Annotated in this window: 14 protein-coding genes; 13 read left to right on the top strand and 1 reads right to left on the bottom strand. The window is 61.0% G+C overall.

The window, feature by feature from the left end; genetic code table 11:
* The first annotated feature begins 357 nt into the window (after positions 1 to 357).
* Positions 358 to 798, top strand: coding sequence for a CBS domain-containing protein (locus QMX86_RS23370; RefSeq protein WP_122750550.1), 441 nt, complete (start codon positions 358 to 360; stop codon positions 796 to 798).
* 178 nt (positions 799 to 976) lie between these two features.
* On the opposite strand, the gene QMX86_RS23365 is transcribed toward QMX86_RS23370, so the two are convergent.
* Positions 977 to 1600, bottom strand: coding sequence for a glutathione S-transferase N-terminal domain-containing protein (locus tag QMX86_RS23365; protein WP_122703677.1), 624 nt, complete (start codon positions 1598 to 1600; stop codon positions 977 to 979).
* A 1072-nt stretch (positions 1601 to 2672) separates the two neighbouring features.
* Between QMX86_RS23365 and QMX86_RS23360 the strand changes: the two genes are divergently transcribed.
* The 12 genes from QMX86_RS23360 to QMX86_RS23305 form a co-directional block, all read left to right on the top strand.
* Complete coding sequence (locus tag QMX86_RS23360; protein ID WP_282387685.1) at positions 2673 to 3497, top strand: TonB family protein; 825 nt, start codon at positions 2673 to 2675, stop codon at positions 3495 to 3497.
* Between the two features lie 45 nt (positions 3498 to 3542).
* Positions 3543 to 4250: a MotA/TolQ/ExbB proton channel family protein gene (locus QMX86_RS23355; RefSeq protein WP_016775376.1), complete on the top strand. Its 708-nt coding sequence runs from the start codon at positions 3543 to 3545 to the stop codon at positions 4248 to 4250.
* Complete coding sequence (locus QMX86_RS23350) at positions 4250 to 4651, top strand: biopolymer transporter ExbD (protein ID WP_016775377.1); 402 nt, start codon at positions 4250 to 4252, stop codon at positions 4649 to 4651. Before QMX86_RS23355 ends, QMX86_RS23350 begins: the two co-directional genes overlap by 1 nt.
* Positions 4652 to 4862: 211 nt before the next feature.
* A complete protein-coding gene (locus tag QMX86_RS23345; protein WP_282385871.1) occupies positions 4863 to 7574 on the top strand; it encodes a TonB-dependent receptor in 2712 nt (903 codons plus the stop codon).
* Between the two features lie 226 nt (positions 7575 to 7800).
* Complete coding sequence (locus QMX86_RS23340; RefSeq protein WP_282385873.1) at positions 7801 to 9666, top strand: extracellular solute-binding protein; 1866 nt, start codon at positions 7801 to 7803, stop codon at positions 9664 to 9666.
* 1 nt (position 9667) lies between these two features.
* Positions 9668 to 10732 carry a microcin C ABC transporter permease YejB gene (gene yejB, locus QMX86_RS23335; RefSeq protein ID WP_217852010.1) on the top strand — a complete coding sequence of 355 codons (1065 nt, stop codon included), beginning with the start codon at positions 9668 to 9670 and terminating at the stop codon, positions 10730 to 10732.
* The gene (locus QMX86_RS23330; RefSeq protein ID WP_122703664.1) at positions 10732 to 11754 is read left to right on the top strand and encodes an ABC transporter permease; all 1023 of its coding nucleotides are present in this window, start codon (positions 10732 to 10734) and stop codon (positions 11752 to 11754) included. The genes yejB and QMX86_RS23330 overlap by 1 nt, the downstream gene beginning before the upstream one ends.
* A gap of 1 nt (position 11755) precedes the next feature.
* The gene (locus QMX86_RS23325; protein WP_241089651.1) at positions 11756 to 13390 is read left to right on the top strand and encodes an ABC transporter ATP-binding protein; all 1635 of its coding nucleotides are present in this window, start codon (positions 11756 to 11758) and stop codon (positions 13388 to 13390) included.
* A 184-nt stretch (positions 13391 to 13574) separates the two neighbouring features.
* On the top strand, positions 13575 to 14096 hold the full coding sequence (locus QMX86_RS23320) for a DUF3455 domain-containing protein (protein ID WP_071172974.1): 522 nt from the start codon (positions 13575 to 13577) through the stop codon (positions 14094 to 14096).
* A 161-nt stretch (positions 14097 to 14257) separates the two neighbouring features.
* Positions 14258 to 14785, top strand: a complete 528-nt coding sequence (locus QMX86_RS23315; RefSeq protein WP_150741204.1) for a sigma-70 family RNA polymerase sigma factor — start codon at positions 14258 to 14260, stop codon at positions 14783 to 14785.
* Complete coding sequence (locus tag QMX86_RS23310; RefSeq protein WP_016775384.1) at positions 14782 to 15474, top strand: anti-sigma factor; 693 nt, start codon at positions 14782 to 14784, stop codon at positions 15472 to 15474. The genes QMX86_RS23315 and QMX86_RS23310 overlap by 4 nt, the downstream gene beginning before the upstream one ends.
* 131 nt (positions 15475 to 15605) lie before the next feature.
* Positions 15606 to 16072 (top strand): phage infection protein (locus tag QMX86_RS23305; RefSeq protein ID WP_282390416.1); only part of this gene is annotated, 467 nt, incomplete at its 3' end.

The raw sequence follows: 16072 nt of genomic DNA, 5'->3' as shown, positions 1-16072 counted from the left end.
CATTCACTGCGCCATTCTACGCAGCATTTGTGGCGAGGGGATTTATCCCCGCTGGCCGCGAAGCGGCCCCGCTTTTAATGAAAGGGCCTGCTGCGCAGGCCAGCGGGGATAAATCCCCTCGCCACAGATAAATCCCATCACTACAGATAAATCCCATCGCCACAGAAAATCCTCTGCCACAGATAACCCCCCTTGTTACAGATAAATCCCTTGGCCACAGATGCTTCATTTACCGATACAAAGATGTTTTTTCCGGCAAATGGCGTTTTTTGCACGCTAACTGCCGCTTTGCCACCTTGCTCTGCGCGGCTGCGTCTACGATGCTTGATGAACAACGACAACACCTGAGTAACCGCCATGAAGACCGTCGCCCAACTGCTCAAGCTCAAAGATCAGAAAAATCAGGAAGTGCACCAGATCAAACCCGATCACATGGTGCTCGAAGCGCTGATGAAGATGGCCGAGAAAAACGTCGGCGCCTTGCTGGTGGTCGAAGACGACAAAGTGGTCGGCATCATCAGCGAGCGTGACTATGCACGCAAACTGGTGCTGCACGGGCGCTCTTCGGTCGGTACGCCAGTGCGCGACATCATGGTCAAGGACGTGATCACCGTGGACACCAAACAAAAGGTTGATACCTGCCTGGGGATCATGTCGGACAAACGCCTGCGCCACTTGCCGGTGGTCGAGGACGGCAAGTTGATCGGCCTGTTGTCGATCGGCGATCTGGTGAAGGAAGCGATTGCCGAACAGGCCGAGCTGATCAAACAGCTGGAGCAGTACATTCGCGGCGACTGAGCCCACCGCCGTGATCCCCTTGTGGGAGCGAGCCTGCTCGCGAATGCGCCAGGTCAGTGATGATCGTTCCCACGCTCTGCGTGGGAATGCAGCCCGGGACGCTCCGCGTCCCTCTAAAGCCGAACGCGGAGCGTCCGTTGAGGCATTCCCACGCAGAGCGTGGGAACGATCTCGCCTGTCAGGCCGGCCAATGCCGCTCAAACACCGGTGCCAGCACCGGGTGTCGGTCGATCCTTTGCAGCCACGCATAAAAGCCCGGGCGGGTCTGGCGCAGGTGTTCACGGCTGCCGGCCCAGCGGCTCACCACGGCCGCCAGCACATCCAGCGCGCCGGGCGTTTCGTCATCTAGGTACAGCTCTCCGGAAAACTGATCGGCGAATACTTCCCAACTGAAATGCAGGCGCTGGCGCGTGCCGGCGATCAGGTTTTGCCGTGCGTTCTCGTCGGGCGTGCTCAGCCAGCGCTCGGGGTAATCGATGATGCCCACCGCCGCATAGCAATTGCTGACGATGTAGGCGAGACCGCGAATCGCCTGATCACGATCGGCAGCCTTGCTCGGCAGCAGGCCGGATTTGGGAAACGTCAGGCCCAAGTGAATCAGGATCGCCGCGCTTTCAGTCATGGCGCTGCCGTCCGGCAGTTGCAGGGTCGGTATCTGTTTCAACGGATTGAGTTTGCCCAGCGCCTCGTCGGCCTCGGCGCTGGCTTCGGTATCAATGAAGCGATAGGCGATCTGGCACAACTCCAGTGCCGCCTCGATGGCAGCCGCGCCGGAATTCTTGTGCCCGTAGAGCTGGTACATGTCCGTTCCCCCGATAAGGCCTTTGCACAGGGTAGATGGCTGGCTGGCCTGACGTAGAAAATTCTGCATATGTGTCCTGATTGGCACGTTTTTCCCATGCACTGCCGACTTGCGAAATCAACCTTCGCCAATCAGCGCTGGCGGTGCCCATCCCGCACCAAGAGCATTCATCGAACGCTATCCGCGTTCTTGTAAGGTGCGACAGCAAACCAAAAGTTCGCCTGTCCGAGCTGGCAATAAGGAGTTCACCCGTGAATCTTCAAATGCTCCGCCGTACGACATACCCCACTCACTCGCAAATCCAGCCCCAAGTTCAGCCGAGCCTATTCAGCCTGGCGCGTTTCTCCTTTATTACCTGAAACCCAATGCACACTTTGCGTGCCTGGCGATCGAGCAATCGCCGGGCGCCGAGTGTTATTTATTTTTTAAATACGGCAATTAATAAAAGGCACAACAACAAGATTGTCGAACAATGTCTTTTCGTCATTGAAGTTGCACCAAAAGCGCACGCCCGAATGTGATGCAGTTAACCAATACTCCAGAATCAAAATAAGGAACATGTCCTGTGAACCGCTGAATGACTGACCTGCACCAAATCGATTCGCTACGCACCGATAGGTGCTAAGCCTGATCACCGAGCAGCCGCTCTATCCCGCCGATTGGCGCGATACAGCGTTCCCTCTGACTCGCTCTGGAAAAAGCCCTTCTGCGAGGACTTGAGGACCGCTTCGCGCCGAATAAACCGTATGCGAATTTGAAACTTATATAAATGCGACATCAGTAACACCGAAGATATGCGTTCAACCGGTTTCAGCAACATCTGGCACACCTGTTGCAAACTGTAACAAACCTGAGACAGCTCACGTCTCCACACAACAACAAGCCACGGAATGGATAATGAACAATCGATATAGATGCTACTAAGCCACTAAGTTTGTTCGAGGCCGTTTAAACAGATAGTCCAACTATCGGCTCGCGTACACCTTGAAGAAAGTTGCACCCACTCACTCGAACATCAGCCATATGTTCGGACGGCACCTTATTGCCCTTCATCTGACCCGAGGGAGCTTTAATGAACGATGCGGTAAAGCACAAAACCCTGCCGGGGCCGTTGCGGCAAGCACCGGTCCCGCCGGCAACGGGCAGGCCGGCGTTTACAGCCAATACGTCACGACCCGGCGGGTTGAACAAACCACAGATGCTCTTGCTGATCGCCGTGTCGGCGCTGATACACGGCGGCGCGTGGTGGTTCTTCCATCAGGCGCGTCCGGAGCCACTGCCGACGCCGCCGGAAATCCCGGAAATGACCGTCGAGCTGACCAGCCCGACGCCTCCGGCCCCACCGACACCGGAACCACCACCGCCGCCCCCGCCTCCACCGCCGCCGGAACCCGAGCAGCCGGTGGAGGACGAGGACGCGGTCAAGCCGCCGCCCAAACCTGTGGAGAAGCCCAAGCCGATCGAAAAACCGAAACCGGTCGAGAAGCCAAAACCGGTGAAGAAAGTCGAGCCACCGAAAGCGCCGCCGGCCCCGGCGCAACCGTCCGCACCTGCGGCGCCGACGACACCGAGCGCACCACCGGCACCCCCTGCTGCGCCCGCTCCGGTCAAGGAATCGGCGGCGATTTCCGGCCTGGCCAGCCTTGGCAACCCGCCGCCGGAATACCCGTCGCTGGCGCTGCGACGCAATTGGGAAGGCAGCGTGGTGCTGCGCATTCAGGTGCTGGCCAACGGCCGTGCCGGCAGCGTGACGGTGACCAAGTCTAGCGGCAAGGCGCAACTGGATGAGGCGGCCGTCGCGGCGGTGAAGAACTGGAAGTTCATTCCGGCCAAGCGCGGCGACACGCCGATCGACGGCTTCGCCACCCAGACCATCGATTTCAAATTGCCGCAATGACGGCGCAACCGACTCATTACTGATTAACGCAAGCGAGGTGTAGCCATGAACGATTCACTGTCTTCGATGATTGTCCCCGGTGTGCTCTGGGGCCTGGTGCTGTTTTCCGTGGTCAGTTGGGCGATCCTGCTGGTCAAGTCGGCCCAGTACCTGCGCCAGAAAGCGCAGAACAAACAGTTCACCAAAGCCTTCTGGAGCGCGCCGGACCTGCTCACCGCCGCCGAACACGCCAGCCAGTATCCGGGCTCGCTGGCGCGCATCGCCAGCAGCGGTTTCGAAGCCCTGCTGGTGGAAGAGTCGCCGCGCACCACGCAACAACTGGCGCACACCATCAACCGTTCCGATCGCCTGGAACGCAACCTGCGCCAGCAGATCCAGAAAGAACGTCGCTCGCTGGAAAACGGCCAGGCGATTCTCGCCAGTATCGGCAGCACCGCGCCGTTCATTGGCCTGTTCGGCACCGTGTGGGGAATCATGGAAGCCCTGCAAAGCATCGGCGAAACCGGCTCGGCCAGCCTTGAGGCGGTCGCCGGGCCTATCGGCCACGCGCTGATCGCCACCGGCGTGGGCATCGCCGTCGCCGTGCCGGCGGTGCTGATCTACAACTTCTTCCTGCGCCGGCTGAAACTCGCCTCGGCGGACATGGACGACTTCGCCCACGACTTCGACGCCCTCGCCTCGCGCAGTGCGTTTTCCATCAGCCGCCAGGCCATCGCCAGCAAAAGCACCACCGCCGTGCGGGAGGCCAGCTGATGTCCTTCTCCACTCAAGACAGCGATGAAGTGCTCAGCGAAATGAACGTCACGCCGCTGGTCGACGTGATGCTCGTGCTGCTGGTGGTGTTCATTGTCACCGCGCCGCTGATGACCAACGCGATCAAGGTCAACCTGCCGAAAACCGATGCCGTCGCCCCTGCCGAAAAGAAAGACCCGGTGGTGGTCAGCGTCGATCAGGACGGCAAGTTCTATCTGGCCAAGACCGAGCTGGCCCCGGAATCCCTCGAGGCCAGTCTCAAGGAGGTCAAGGCCAAAGACGCCGAAGTCCGTGTGCAATTGCAGGCCGATGCCGCCGTCAATTACGGCCAGGTGGCCAAGGCGATGGCATCGATCGAGCGCTCCGGCATCAGCAAGATTTCGGTGATGACCACCCACTGACTGCGGTGCCGGGCGGCTGTTGAAAGCATCCGCCCGGCACCGCTGAAAAAAGAAATCCCGTCGCACCCGGCCGACCGAAAAAACGCCACGCGTCTTCGGAGGGGATCGGCTTGCTTGAAGAAAGTGGTTTTCCGCGCGCGGTATCACCGGAAGCGGAGCAATGAGCGGCTCACAAGGCCAATTCGATAACGTCTGAAAATCGGAAACAACCATGCTGATGAACACTCCACGCTTCACGCTCAAACCTTTGGTGGCAACGATGTCTCGCCACCGTTTCGTTCCGCTGTATCTGGTGGCCATGGGGATGGGCGCCGGGACCGTGCAAGCGGCCGAGGACGACAACAGCGCCACGCCGGCAGCCGCTGTGGTGGCGGCGCCGACCACGCAACTGCAACGGGTCGAAGTGACCGGGTCGGCGATTCGCCGGGTCGATGCGGAAACGGCGGTGCCGATCACCATTCTCAAGGCTGAGGAGCTGCGCAAACAGGGCGTGACCACCACCGCCGAACTGGTCCAGCGCATCACCGGTAGTCAGTCGATCAACAACAGCGCCGGCTCCGTCGGCGCGGCCACTGGCGGTGCGTCGTTTGCCGACATGCGCGGCATCGGCGCGAACAAGACGCTGGTGCTGCTCAATGGTCGACGCCTGGCCAACAACGCCCTGTCGGGGACCAACTCGGCCGGCGGCGCGGTGGACCTGAACATGATCCCGTTTGCCGCCATCGAACGCGTGGAAGTGCTGCGCGACGGCGCCTCGGCCCTGTACGGCACCGACGCCATCGGCGGCGTGATCAACTTCATCACCAAGAAATCCCTTACCGACGGCGCGTTGACCCTCGGTGGCGAAACGCCGACCCACAGCGGTGGCGGCGCGACCAAGGACATGAGCGCCAGTTGGGGCTACGGCGATCTGGAAGAAGACCGCTTCAACGTCCTCGGCGTGTTCAACTACAACAAGCAGCAGAACCTCGACGCCAACGACCGCTCCTTCGCCACCGACTACGCGCCCGGTCGCGGTCTCGATCAGACCTCCGGCACCGCGTTCCCCGGCAACTACAGCCAGAACGGCAACGCCACCAACCCGTTGGCCAACAGCAACTGCAACGGCCCCAACCTGATCGCCCGCGACGGCTTGTGCCGCTTCAGCACCCGTGAATTCATCGACCTGGTGCCGCAAACCGAGAAGACCTCGTTCTTCGGCAAGACCACTGCCAAGCTCGGCGATGATCACAATGCCAACCTTGAATATTTCTGGTCGCGCAACAACAACGCCGTCGCCGTCGGCCCGGCGCCACTGACTGGTCTGAGCCTGGATTCATCGTCGCCCTACTACCCCGGCAACGGCATCACCCCGGCGCCGACCGATTTCGCCCTCGACCCGACGCAGCCGGTCGATGTCAACTGGCGTGAAACCGCTGCCGGCCCGCGTGAATCGAAAGACCAGAACACCAGCCAGCGCTTTCTGCTGAGCTTCGATGGTCTGGTTGGCGGCTGGGATTACAACGTCGGCGCCTCGTACAACCAGAACAAAATCGTCTCCAGCGTCACCAGTGGCTATGTCAGCGATCAGGCGATGATTGACGGCCTGGCCAGCGGTCTGCTCAACCCGTTCGGCCCGCAGACCGCTGCCGGCCAGCAGTACATCGACGCCGCCGCGTACCACGGCGCCTACTCCACAGCCGTGGGCCGCGTCGCCGGTTTCGATGGCCGCGTCAGCCGTGAAATCGGCGACTGGTTCGGCGCAGGTCCGTCCGGTCTGGCGCTGGGCGGCGAGTACCGCAAGGAGAAATTCCATCAGGACTTCGAGTCGTTCGCCGGCGACATCCAGAGCCTCGGCATCGACCCGGCCGGTAGCGTCGAGGGCGACCGCAGCGTCAAGGCCGCCTATGCCGAACTCAACGTGCCGGTGCTCGACAGCCTTGAATTGTCCGCCGCTGTGCGCCACGACAAATACAGCGACTTCGGCAGCACCACCAACCCGAAATATTCGTTCCGTTATCAGCCGATCAAAGAGCTGGTGGTGCGTGGTGCCTACAGCGAAGGTTTCCGCGCGCCGTCGCTGTATGAACTGTATTCGCCGCGCAGCATCACCTTCACCCAGGGTTTCTACAACGATCCCGTGCTGTGTACCGGCGGTGTGGTGCAACCGGGCGGTAACGGCGGGCGTGATTGCGGTCAGCAATTCCTCAACCAGATTGGCGGCAACGAGGATCTGGCCCCGGAGAAGGCGCGCAACGTGACGTTGGGCTTCGTCTACCAGCCGATCAGCAACCTCTCGGTGGGTCTGGATTTCTGGTGGATTCACATCTCCAACCAGATCCAGCCGTTCCCGGAATCCACGGTGTTCGATCAGGCCGGATCCTACCCGGACCGCTTCGTGCGCAACGCCGACGGCACGCTTAACTACATCGTTACCGGCAACGCCAACCTCGGCATCGTCGAGACCAATGGTGTCGACGTGTCGCTCGACTATCGCTTCCCGAACACGCCGTACGGTCAGTTCGGCCTCGGTCTGCAAGGCACCTATGTCGACGAGTACGACTTCCAGAGCACCATCAAAGGCCCGTTCACCGACAAGGTCGGCGACTTTCAGGGTGACGGCGTGATCGCGCGCTGGAAGCACAACCTCACCGGCAGCTGGAGCCTGGGTGCGGCGCGAGCAGCGCTGACCAATCGCTTCACCACCGGTTACAACGACTATGACCGCGACACCCATTCGCGCGTGGCCTCGTATTCGGTGTGGGATCTGTCGGCCGGTTACACCTTCAACAAGGTACTCGACGTCGATGCCGGGATGAAGAACGTGTTCGACCGCAACCCGCCGTTCTCCAACCAGGCTTACAACTTCCAGAGCGGCTATGACCCGCGCTACACCGACCCGCTGGGCCGGACATTGTTTGCGCGCATGACTTACCACTTCTAACCCCAAATAAAACGCTTCCCTCTGTGGGAGCGAGCCTTTGTGGTGAGGGGATTTATCCCCGATGGGGCGCGAAGCGCCTCCAAGACCTGCCGACGCGGAGCATCAGAAGTACCGCATGCATTGATCTTGCGACTGCTGCGCAGCCGATCGGGGATAAATCCCCTCGCCACAAGGGCTCGCTCCCACCGGCGGTCCGGGTTCCTTCAGGGATTTCAAGGGTGACTTCATGAGTTTTTTGCGCAACATGGCTGGCCTGCTGCTCGGCAGTGCGCTGCTGTGCACTGGCACTTCGGCACTGGCCAGCGGCAGTCACGCGCTGACGGTGTACGGCGAGGCGCCGAAGTATCCGGCCGGCTTCAAGCATTTCGATTTTGTTAACCCCGACGCGCCCAAGGGCGGTTCGCTCAGCCGTGCGTCGATGGAGATCGGTCAGTACAACTACATCACGCCGTATGCCGATCAGGGCATTTCGGTGGTGCAGGTCAATGACTGGGTATACGCGCCGCTGGCGTTCCGTTCGCTGGATGAGCCCTACACGGTTTACGCTCTGGTTGCGCAGCAGATCGAGCGCGATCCCGAAGGTCTGTGGGTGCGCTTCACCCTCAACCCCAAGGCACGCTTTGCCGACGGCACGCCGATCACCGCCGAAGACGTGCGCTACACCTTCAACCTGCTGATGACCAAGGGCAGCCTGAGTTATCGCCAGCAATATGCCGACGTGCAGGACGTGCTGGTCGAAGGTCCACGGCAGGTCCGTTTCACCTTCAAGAACAACCTCAATCGCACCCTCGCGCTGGATCTGGCGACGCTGCGCGTGCTGCCCGAGCACTGGTGGAAAACCCGCGACTTCGCCAACGGCGGCGGCTTCGAGCCACCGCTGGGCAGCGGGCCGTACCGGGTGAGCAAAGTCGACGCCGGGCGCAGCATCAGTTTCCAGCGTGACCCGGACTGGTGGGGCAAGGACCTGCCGGTCAGTCGCGGCATGTACAACTTCGACAGCCTGACGGTGAATTTCTACGGCGACACCGACGTCGCCCGCCAGCTGTTGCAGGCCGGCGCGTTCGACTACAACCGCGAGTTCTCCTCGTCCGGTTATGTGGTCGGCTATGACAGCCCGGCATTGCGCGACGGTCGTTTGCAGCAGTCGATCCTCGCGCCGGACAAACCCACCGCCGCTCAGGGCTTCGTGTTCAACCTGCAGAACCCGTTCTTCAAGGATCGCCGCGTGCGTCAGGCGATCAGCCTGCTCTGGGATTTCGAGTGGACCAACAAACAGATGATGCGCGGCTTCTACGTGCGTCAGAACAGCTTCTGGCCCAAGAGTGAAATGGCCGCCAGCGCCCTGCCCGATGCCGAGGAATTGAAGATCCTCGAACCGTTGCGCGGCAAGGTCCCTGACGAGGTGTTCACCACGGTGTATGAAGCGCCGAAAACCGATGGCAGCGGCTACATCCGCGACAAGCAATTGCAAGCGCTGAAGCTGCTCGCCGAAGCCGGTTGGACGGCGAAAAACAATCGTCTGGTCAACGCCGCCGGCGAGCCGCTGGAATTCACCTTTCTCGATGGCCAGGGCGGCTTCGATCGCATGCTGCTGCCGTTCAAACGCACCCTCGCGCAGATCGGCATCACGCTCAATCTGCGCCGCATCGATTCAGCGCAATACATCAACCGTCTCAACGCCCGCGATTACGACATGATCGTCTGCGCTTTCCCGCGCAGTGGCGATCCGATCGTGTCACCAGGCCGCGAATTGTACAGCCTGTACGGCTCGCAAAGTGCCACGCAAGTCGGCAGCTCGAACGCGATGGTGCTGGCCGATCCGGCGGTCGATCAACTGCTCGACGGGCTGGTCCAGGCCAACAGCCGCGAAGCCATGGTGCATTACGCCCGCGCCCTCGACCGGGTGCTGCAATGGGGTTACTACATGATTCCCAACTACTACTCCAAAGGCACGCCGACGGTGTATCAGAACCGCTTCGGCATACCCGCCGTGCAACCTTCGTATGACGAAGGTCTCAACACCTGGTGGGAAGTCTCGGCCAGGCCGCTGACGACTCAGCAAATGAGCGCTCAGCTTGCGGGAGGCCAGTGACATGCTGCGTTATCTGAGTCGCCGATTGCTGCTGATCATCCCCACGCTGTTGTGCATTCTGGTGGTGAATTTTCTTATCGTGCAGGCCGCACCCGGTGGCCCGGTGGAACAAGCCATCGCTCGCCTGCAAGGCTTTGGCGGGCACAGCATGGGCGGTGGCGGCGAAGTCGCGGCGGTCGGCGGTGCCGGGCGCAGCAGCCGTGGGCTGGACCCGGCGCTGATCGAGGAAATCAAACACCATTACGGCTTCGACAAACCGCTGCACCAACGCCTGTGGCTGCTGCTGAAAAACTACGCACAACTGGATCTGGGCAACAGCTTCTTTCGCGGCGCCAAGGTCACCGACCTGATCGTGCAGAAGCTGCCGGTGTCGTTGTCGCTGGGCTTGTGGGCGACGCTGATCACCTACCTGATTTCAATCCCGCTGGGCATTCGCAAGGCAATCAGGAACGGCAGCGCCTTCGATGTCTGGAGCAGCACGGCGATCATCGTTGGCTACGCGATGCCGGCGTTTCTCTTCGCCATTCTGTTGATCGTGGTGTTCGCCGGGGGCAGCTACGTCAACTGGTTTCCGGTGCAGGGGCTGGTGTCGGACAACTTCGACAGCCTCAGCACATTGGGCAAGGTCGGCGACTACCTCTGGCACCTCGTACTGCCAGTCACGGCGCTGGTGATCGGCGGCTTTGCCACGCTGACGATCCTGACCAAGAACAGCTTTCTCAACGAGATCAGCCGGCAGTACGTGATCACCGCACGAGCCAAGGGCCTGACCGAGCGGCGCGTGCTTTACGGCCACGTGTTTCGCAACGCCATGCTGCTGGTGGTCGCCGGCGTGCCGTCGGCGCTGATCGAAGTGTTTTTCGCTGGCTCCCTGCTGATTGAAACCATTTTCAATCTCGACGGCCTCGGGCGCATGAGCTACGAAGCGGCAGTGTCGCGCGACTATCCGGTGGTGTTTGGCGCGCTGTTTCTGTTCACCCTGTTCGGCCTGCTGATCAAGCTGATTGGCGACCTCTGCTACACCCTGCTCGACCCGCGCATCGATTTCTCGGCGAGGACTGCCTGATGTTCACACTGTCGCCTCTGGGCCAGCGCCGCGTCGCGCAATTCAAGGCCAACCGCCGTGGGCGCTGGTCACTGTGGCTGTTTATCGGCCTGTGCCTGATCTGCCTCGGTGGCGAGTTGATCGCCAATGACAAGCCGCTGGTGATCCGCTACCACGACGCCTTTTACTTTCCGATCCTCAGCGATTACCTGGAAACCGATTTCGGCGGCGAGCTACCGTTTCAGCCGGATTACGCCAGCAACTACGTACACAAGCTGGTCGAGGATCAGGGCGGCTGGATGCTGTTTCCGCCGATCCCGTTCAGCTACGACACGGTCAACTACGACCTCACCGAACCGGCGCCCAGCCCGCCGTCATCAAGCAATTGGCTGGGCACCGATGATCAGGCTCGCGATGTTTTGGCGCGGGTGATTTTCGGCACACGGATTTCGATTCTGTTTGCGCTGATCCTCACCGCGATCAGCGCGTTGATCGGCATTCTCGCCGGGGCCTTGCAGGGTTACTACGGCGGCTGGGTCGACTTGCTCGGGCAGCGCGTCCTGGAAATCTGGTCGGGGCTGCCGGTGCTGTACCTGCTGATCATCCTGTCCGGCTTCGTCTCGCCGAGTTTCTGGTGGCTGCTGGGGATCATGGCGCTGTTTTCCTGGTTGGCGCTGGTCGACGTGGTGCGCGCCGAGTTCCTCCGTGGACGCAATCTCGAATACGTGAAAGCCGCGCGCGCGCTGGGCCTGACCGACAGCGAACTGATGCGCCGGCACATTCTGCCCAACGCCATGACCTCCACCCTCACCTATCTGCCATTCATTCTGACTGGTGCGATTGCGACGCTGACTGCGCTGGATTTTCTTGGCTTCGGCATGCCCGCCGGCACCGCGTCGCTGGGCGAGTTGATTGGCCAGGCCAAACGCAATCTGCAGGCACCGTGGCTGGGGCTGACGGCGTTTTTTGCCTTGGCGTTGATCCTGTCTTTATTGGTTTTCATCGGTGAAGCGTGCCGAGATGCCTTTGATCCGAGGAGCTGACATGCAAGACCATTTAATCGAGATCCGCGACCTGCGCGTCGCCTTCGCAGGGCAAGAAGTGGTGCACGGTGTGAACCTCGATATACGCCGTGGCGAGTGTCTGGCGCTGGTCGGCGAGTCCGGCTCGGGCAAGTCGGTGACGGCGCATTCGATTCTGCGTCTGCTGCCGGGCCAGAGCGTCACCAGCAGCGGCGCGATTCGCTACAACGGCGTGGATTTGCTGCACGCCAGCGAACAGCAGATGCGTGGTCTGCGCGGCAATCGCATTGCGATGATTTTCCAGGAGCCAATGACCTCGCTGAACCCGTTGCACACGGTGGAAAAACAGATCAGCGAAGTGCTGGAAATCCACAAGGGCCTCAAGGGCCGCGCCGCTCGCGCGCGGACCCTGGAGTTGCTGGAGCTGGTCGGTATTCGCCAGCCGTTGCAGCGACTCAAAGCCTATCCGCATCAACTCTCTGGCGGGCAGCGGCAACGGGTGATGATCGCCATGGCGCTGGCCAACGAGCCGGAACTGTTGATTGCCGATGAGCCGACCACGGCGCTGGACGTAACCGTACAGCAGAAGATTCTTGAGCTGCTGATCGAGTTGCAGCAGCGCCTCGGCATGTCGCTGTTGCTGATCAGCCATGACCTCAATCTGGTGCGCCGGATCGCTCAGCGTGTGTGCGTAATGCGTCAAGGCGAGATCGTTGAACAGGCCGATTGCGAGACGCTGTTCCAGGCGCCGCAACATCCTTACAGCCGCTTATTGATCGAGGCTGAACCGAGCGGCGCGCCAGTGCCCAGTGAGTACGAGCACAACCTGCTGGAAGTCGATGATTTGAAGGTGTGGTTTCCCCTGCCGAAAAAACTCTTCAGCCGCCAGCAGGATTACATCAAAGCGGTGGACGGGGTCAGTTTCACCCTGCAACGCGGCAAGACGTTGGGCATCGTCGGCGAGTCGGGTTCGGGCAAGTCGACGCTGGGTCAGGCGATCCTGCGACTGGTCGAATCAGAGGGCAATATCCGTTTTGGCAACAAGCAGTTGAGCCTGCTCAATCAGCGTCTGATGCGCCCGTTGCGCCGGCAGATTCAGGTGGTGTTTCAGGACCCGTTCGGCAGCCTCAGCCCGCGCATGTCGGTGCAGCAGATCATCGCCGAAGGCTTGCTGACCCACGGCATCGGCAGCGAGGCCGAGCGCGAGGCAGCGGTGATTCGCGTGCTCGAGGAAGTCGGCCTCGATCCGCAGAGTCGCCATCGTTACCCTCACGAGTTTTCCGGCGGCCAGCGCCAGCGCATCTCCATCGCCCGCGCACTGGTGCTGGAACCGGCGCTGATACTGCTCGATGAACCGACGTCGGCGCTGGATCGCACGGTGCAGAAGCAAGTGGTGGAATTGTTGCGCCAGTTGCAGATCAGGCATGGGCTGACGTACCTGTTCATCAGCCATGATCTGGCAGTGGTGCATGCGCTGGCGCATGACTTGATGGTGATCAAGGACGGCAAGGTCGTGGAACAAGGCTCGTCGCGGGAGATTTTCGCTGCGCCGAAACATCCGTATACCCAAGAATTACTGAAAGCCTCGGGCCTCAAGCCTTACAGAGAGCCTTGTGGGAGCGAGCCTGCTCGCGAATGCGGTGCGTCAGTCACATAAGTGCTGACTGACCCGACGCTTTCGTCGGAACGCCGCCCGGAGCAGGCTCGCTCCCACAGGTTTGATCGGTGGTGTTTGAAATTTATTTTTCCGGCACTGCATCCAATCGCCTCCGCCACGGGTAGTCCTTGTAACAGCCCACTCTGGTGCTGTCAGCGCCCTACCCTTTTCGGAGAATCATCGGATGAACATCACCCAGCTGATTGGCTTCACCGGTTTGCTCGCTTTCACCGCGACCACCTTCGCCCAGAGCAGTTATCCCGACGCGATCAAGGTGCCGGACGGGCACAAGATTGCCCTGGAGACCACCGGGGTTGGCGAGATCACCTACGAATGCCGCGACAAACCCAATATGGCCGGGCAGACCGAATGGACCTTTGTCGGCCCGAAAGCGGTGCTCAATGATCGCAGCGGCAAACAGGTCGGCACCTATTTCGGCCCGCCAGCGACGTGGCAAGCCAAGGACGGTTCGAAAGTGACCGGCACACAATTGGCCGTGGCACCGTCGAGCCCGGGCAACCTGCCCTATCAACTGGTCAAGGCCAATCCGGCTGAGGGCAAAGGCGCGATGAGCGGGGTCAGCTATATCCAGCGTGTCGCGCTCAAGGGCGGCGTCGCGCCGGGCAGTGAGTGCACCATGGCGAACAAGGGCAAGCAGGAAGTGGTGAAGTACCAGGCGGATTATATTTTCTGGGCGGCGAACTGATATTCGGAAGCAGTGCACAATCCTGTGGGAGCGAGCCTGCTCGCGAAGACGGAGTGTCAATCGCCTTATGACTTTCTGACCCACCGCATTCGCGAGCAAGCTCGCTCCCACAGGGAACCATGCCTCTGGATGTTTGGGAAATGTGAGCTAGATTGCACCCCATGCCTTTACCCGAATCCGTTTTCGATTACGAAGCCCGCCTCGCCGCCTGTGCCCGGGGCGAGCGCGCGGCTTTGCGCGATTTGTATGTGCAGGAAGGCCCGCGCCTGCTCGGTGTGGCCAAGCGGCTGGTGCGCGATACGGCGCTGGCGGAGGACATTGTGCATGAGGCATTCATCAAGATCTGGCACGGCGCGGCCGGGTTCGACCCGGCGCGCGGCTCGGCGCGGGGCTGGATGTTCAGCGTGACCCGGCACCTGGCCTTGAATCAGTTGCGCAAGCAAAGTCGGGAAACGCCGTTCAGCGAAGAACATGAGACAGCGGCGTCTGATGAGGCGGTCGATGTTCACTCGGCGCGCATTCATCGCTGCCTCGAACAACTGGAACCGCAGCGGCGCAGCTGCATCCTCCATGCCTACGTCGACGGTTACAGCCACGCGCAGATTTCCGCGCGCCTCGGCACGCCGCTGGGCACGGTCAAAGCGTGGATCAAGCGCAGCCTCAATGCTTTGCGGGAGTGCATGGGATGACCGGCGAATCAGCGCAGGAACGGGATGAACTGGCCGGCGAATACGTGCTCGGCACCTTGTCGTTCGAGCAGCGCATCGAGGTGCAACGGCGCCTGCCGAACGATCCTGAGTTGCGCGCGGCAGTCGACGCATGGGAGCGACGTCTGCTGGAGCTGACCGATCTGGCCGAACCTCAGCAACCCTCGGCGCAGCTGTGGCCACGCATCGAGCGCAGTCTCGAACGGCTTACGGTGAAGAAGCCGCTGACCTCGTGGTGGAATCTGCTGCCGCTGTGGCGCGGCTTGAGCGCGGCCGGGCTGGCGGCGACATTGATCCTCGGCACGATGCTGCTGACGCAGACTGCGCCGAAACCGAGTTATCTGGTGGTGCTGGTGGCGCCGCAGGACAAAGCGCCGGGCTGGGTGATTCAGGCGAGCAATGCGCGGGAGATCCAGTTGATCCCGTTAGGAGTGGTCGAGGTGCCGGCGGACAAGGCGCTGGAGTTCTGGACCAAGGCTGACGGCTGGTCGGGGCCGGTGTCATTGGGCTTGGTCAAGCCGGGGCAGGCGTTGTCGGTGCCGCTGGACAAACTGCCGCCGTTGCAGCCGAACCAGCTGTTTGAGCTGACGCTGGAAGGCGCCAACGGCTCACCGATCGGCAAACCGACCGGGCCGATTCAGGCGATCGGGCGTGCGGTGAAGGTGCTCTGAGGCTCTGCTACGCGGTTGTCCGCAACCATCATCGACGTCGATGTTCACCATCACGGCAATGAAGTTCTCATAAAAAATTCCGGGCGTAACATCAGCTCCATACCAACCAACAACACCCGGAGCACACCATCATGAAACGCCAGACTCTTCTCAGCATCGCTTTCTCGGTTTTCGCAGTTAACGCATTTGCCGCCACCCCGGCGCACACCATGATCGCTGAAGGCGGCTCGGACAAGCTGATCGAAAGCCGTCTGGCCGAAGGTGGTTCCGATCGTCTGATCGAACGCCGCGTTGCTGAAGGTGGTTCGGATCGTCTGATCGAACGCCGTGTTGCTGAAGGCGGTTCGGATCGTCTGATCGAACGCCGTGTTGCTGAAGGTGGCTCGGATCGTCTGATCGAACGCCGTGTTGCTGAAGGTGGTTCGGATCGTCTGATCGAACGCCGTGTTGCCGAAGGTGGCTCGGATCGTCTGCTCGAACGCCGTGTTGCCGAAGGTGGTTCGGATCGTCTGATTGAACGCCGTGTTGCTGAAGGTGGCTCGGATCGTCTGATCGCACGCCGTGTTGCTGAAGGTGGTTCGGATAGTCTGATCGAACG

The sequence above is a fragment of the Pseudomonas sp. PS01270 genome (genome assembly GCF_029959775.1).
GTDB lineage: Bacteria > Pseudomonadota > Gammaproteobacteria > Pseudomonadales > Pseudomonadaceae > Aquipseudomonas > Aquipseudomonas atacamensis.
This window is presented reverse-complemented; position numbering and strand designations above follow the sequence as displayed.

What these genes read in the sequence shown, in the direction of transcription:
- QMX86_RS23370 (WP_122750550.1), top strand. Translation starts at nt 358, where the DNA reads ATGAAGACCGTCGCCCAACTGCTCAAGCTCAAAGATCAGAAAAATCAG.
- QMX86_RS23365 (WP_122703677.1), bottom strand. Translation starts at nt 1,600, where the DNA reads ATGTACCAGCTCTACGGGCACAAGAATTCCGGCGCGGCTGCCATCGAG.
- QMX86_RS23360 (WP_282387685.1), top strand. Translation starts at nt 2,673, where the DNA reads ATGAACGATGCGGTAAAGCACAAAACCCTGCCGGGGCCGTTGCGGCAA.
- QMX86_RS23355 (WP_016775376.1), top strand. Translation starts at nt 3,543, where the DNA reads ATGAACGATTCACTGTCTTCGATGATTGTCCCCGGTGTGCTCTGGGGC.
- QMX86_RS23350 (WP_016775377.1), top strand. Translation starts at nt 4,250, where the DNA reads ATGTCCTTCTCCACTCAAGACAGCGATGAAGTGCTCAGCGAAATGAAC.
- QMX86_RS23345 (WP_282385871.1), top strand. Translation starts at nt 4,863, where the DNA reads ATGCTGATGAACACTCCACGCTTCACGCTCAAACCTTTGGTGGCAACG.
- QMX86_RS23340 (WP_282385873.1), top strand. Translation starts at nt 7,801, where the DNA reads ATGAGTTTTTTGCGCAACATGGCTGGCCTGCTGCTCGGCAGTGCGCTG.
- yejB (WP_217852010.1), top strand. Translation starts at nt 9,668, where the DNA reads ATGCTGCGTTATCTGAGTCGCCGATTGCTGCTGATCATCCCCACGCTG.
- QMX86_RS23330 (WP_122703664.1), top strand. Translation starts at nt 10,732, where the DNA reads ATGTTCACACTGTCGCCTCTGGGCCAGCGCCGCGTCGCGCAATTCAAG.
- QMX86_RS23325 (WP_241089651.1), top strand. Translation starts at nt 11,756, where the DNA reads ATGCAAGACCATTTAATCGAGATCCGCGACCTGCGCGTCGCCTTCGCA.
- QMX86_RS23320 (WP_071172974.1), top strand. Translation starts at nt 13,575, where the DNA reads ATGAACATCACCCAGCTGATTGGCTTCACCGGTTTGCTCGCTTTCACC.
- QMX86_RS23315 (WP_150741204.1), top strand. Translation starts at nt 14,258, where the DNA reads ATGCCTTTACCCGAATCCGTTTTCGATTACGAAGCCCGCCTCGCCGCC.
- QMX86_RS23310 (WP_016775384.1), top strand. Translation starts at nt 14,782, where the DNA reads ATGACCGGCGAATCAGCGCAGGAACGGGATGAACTGGCCGGCGAATAC.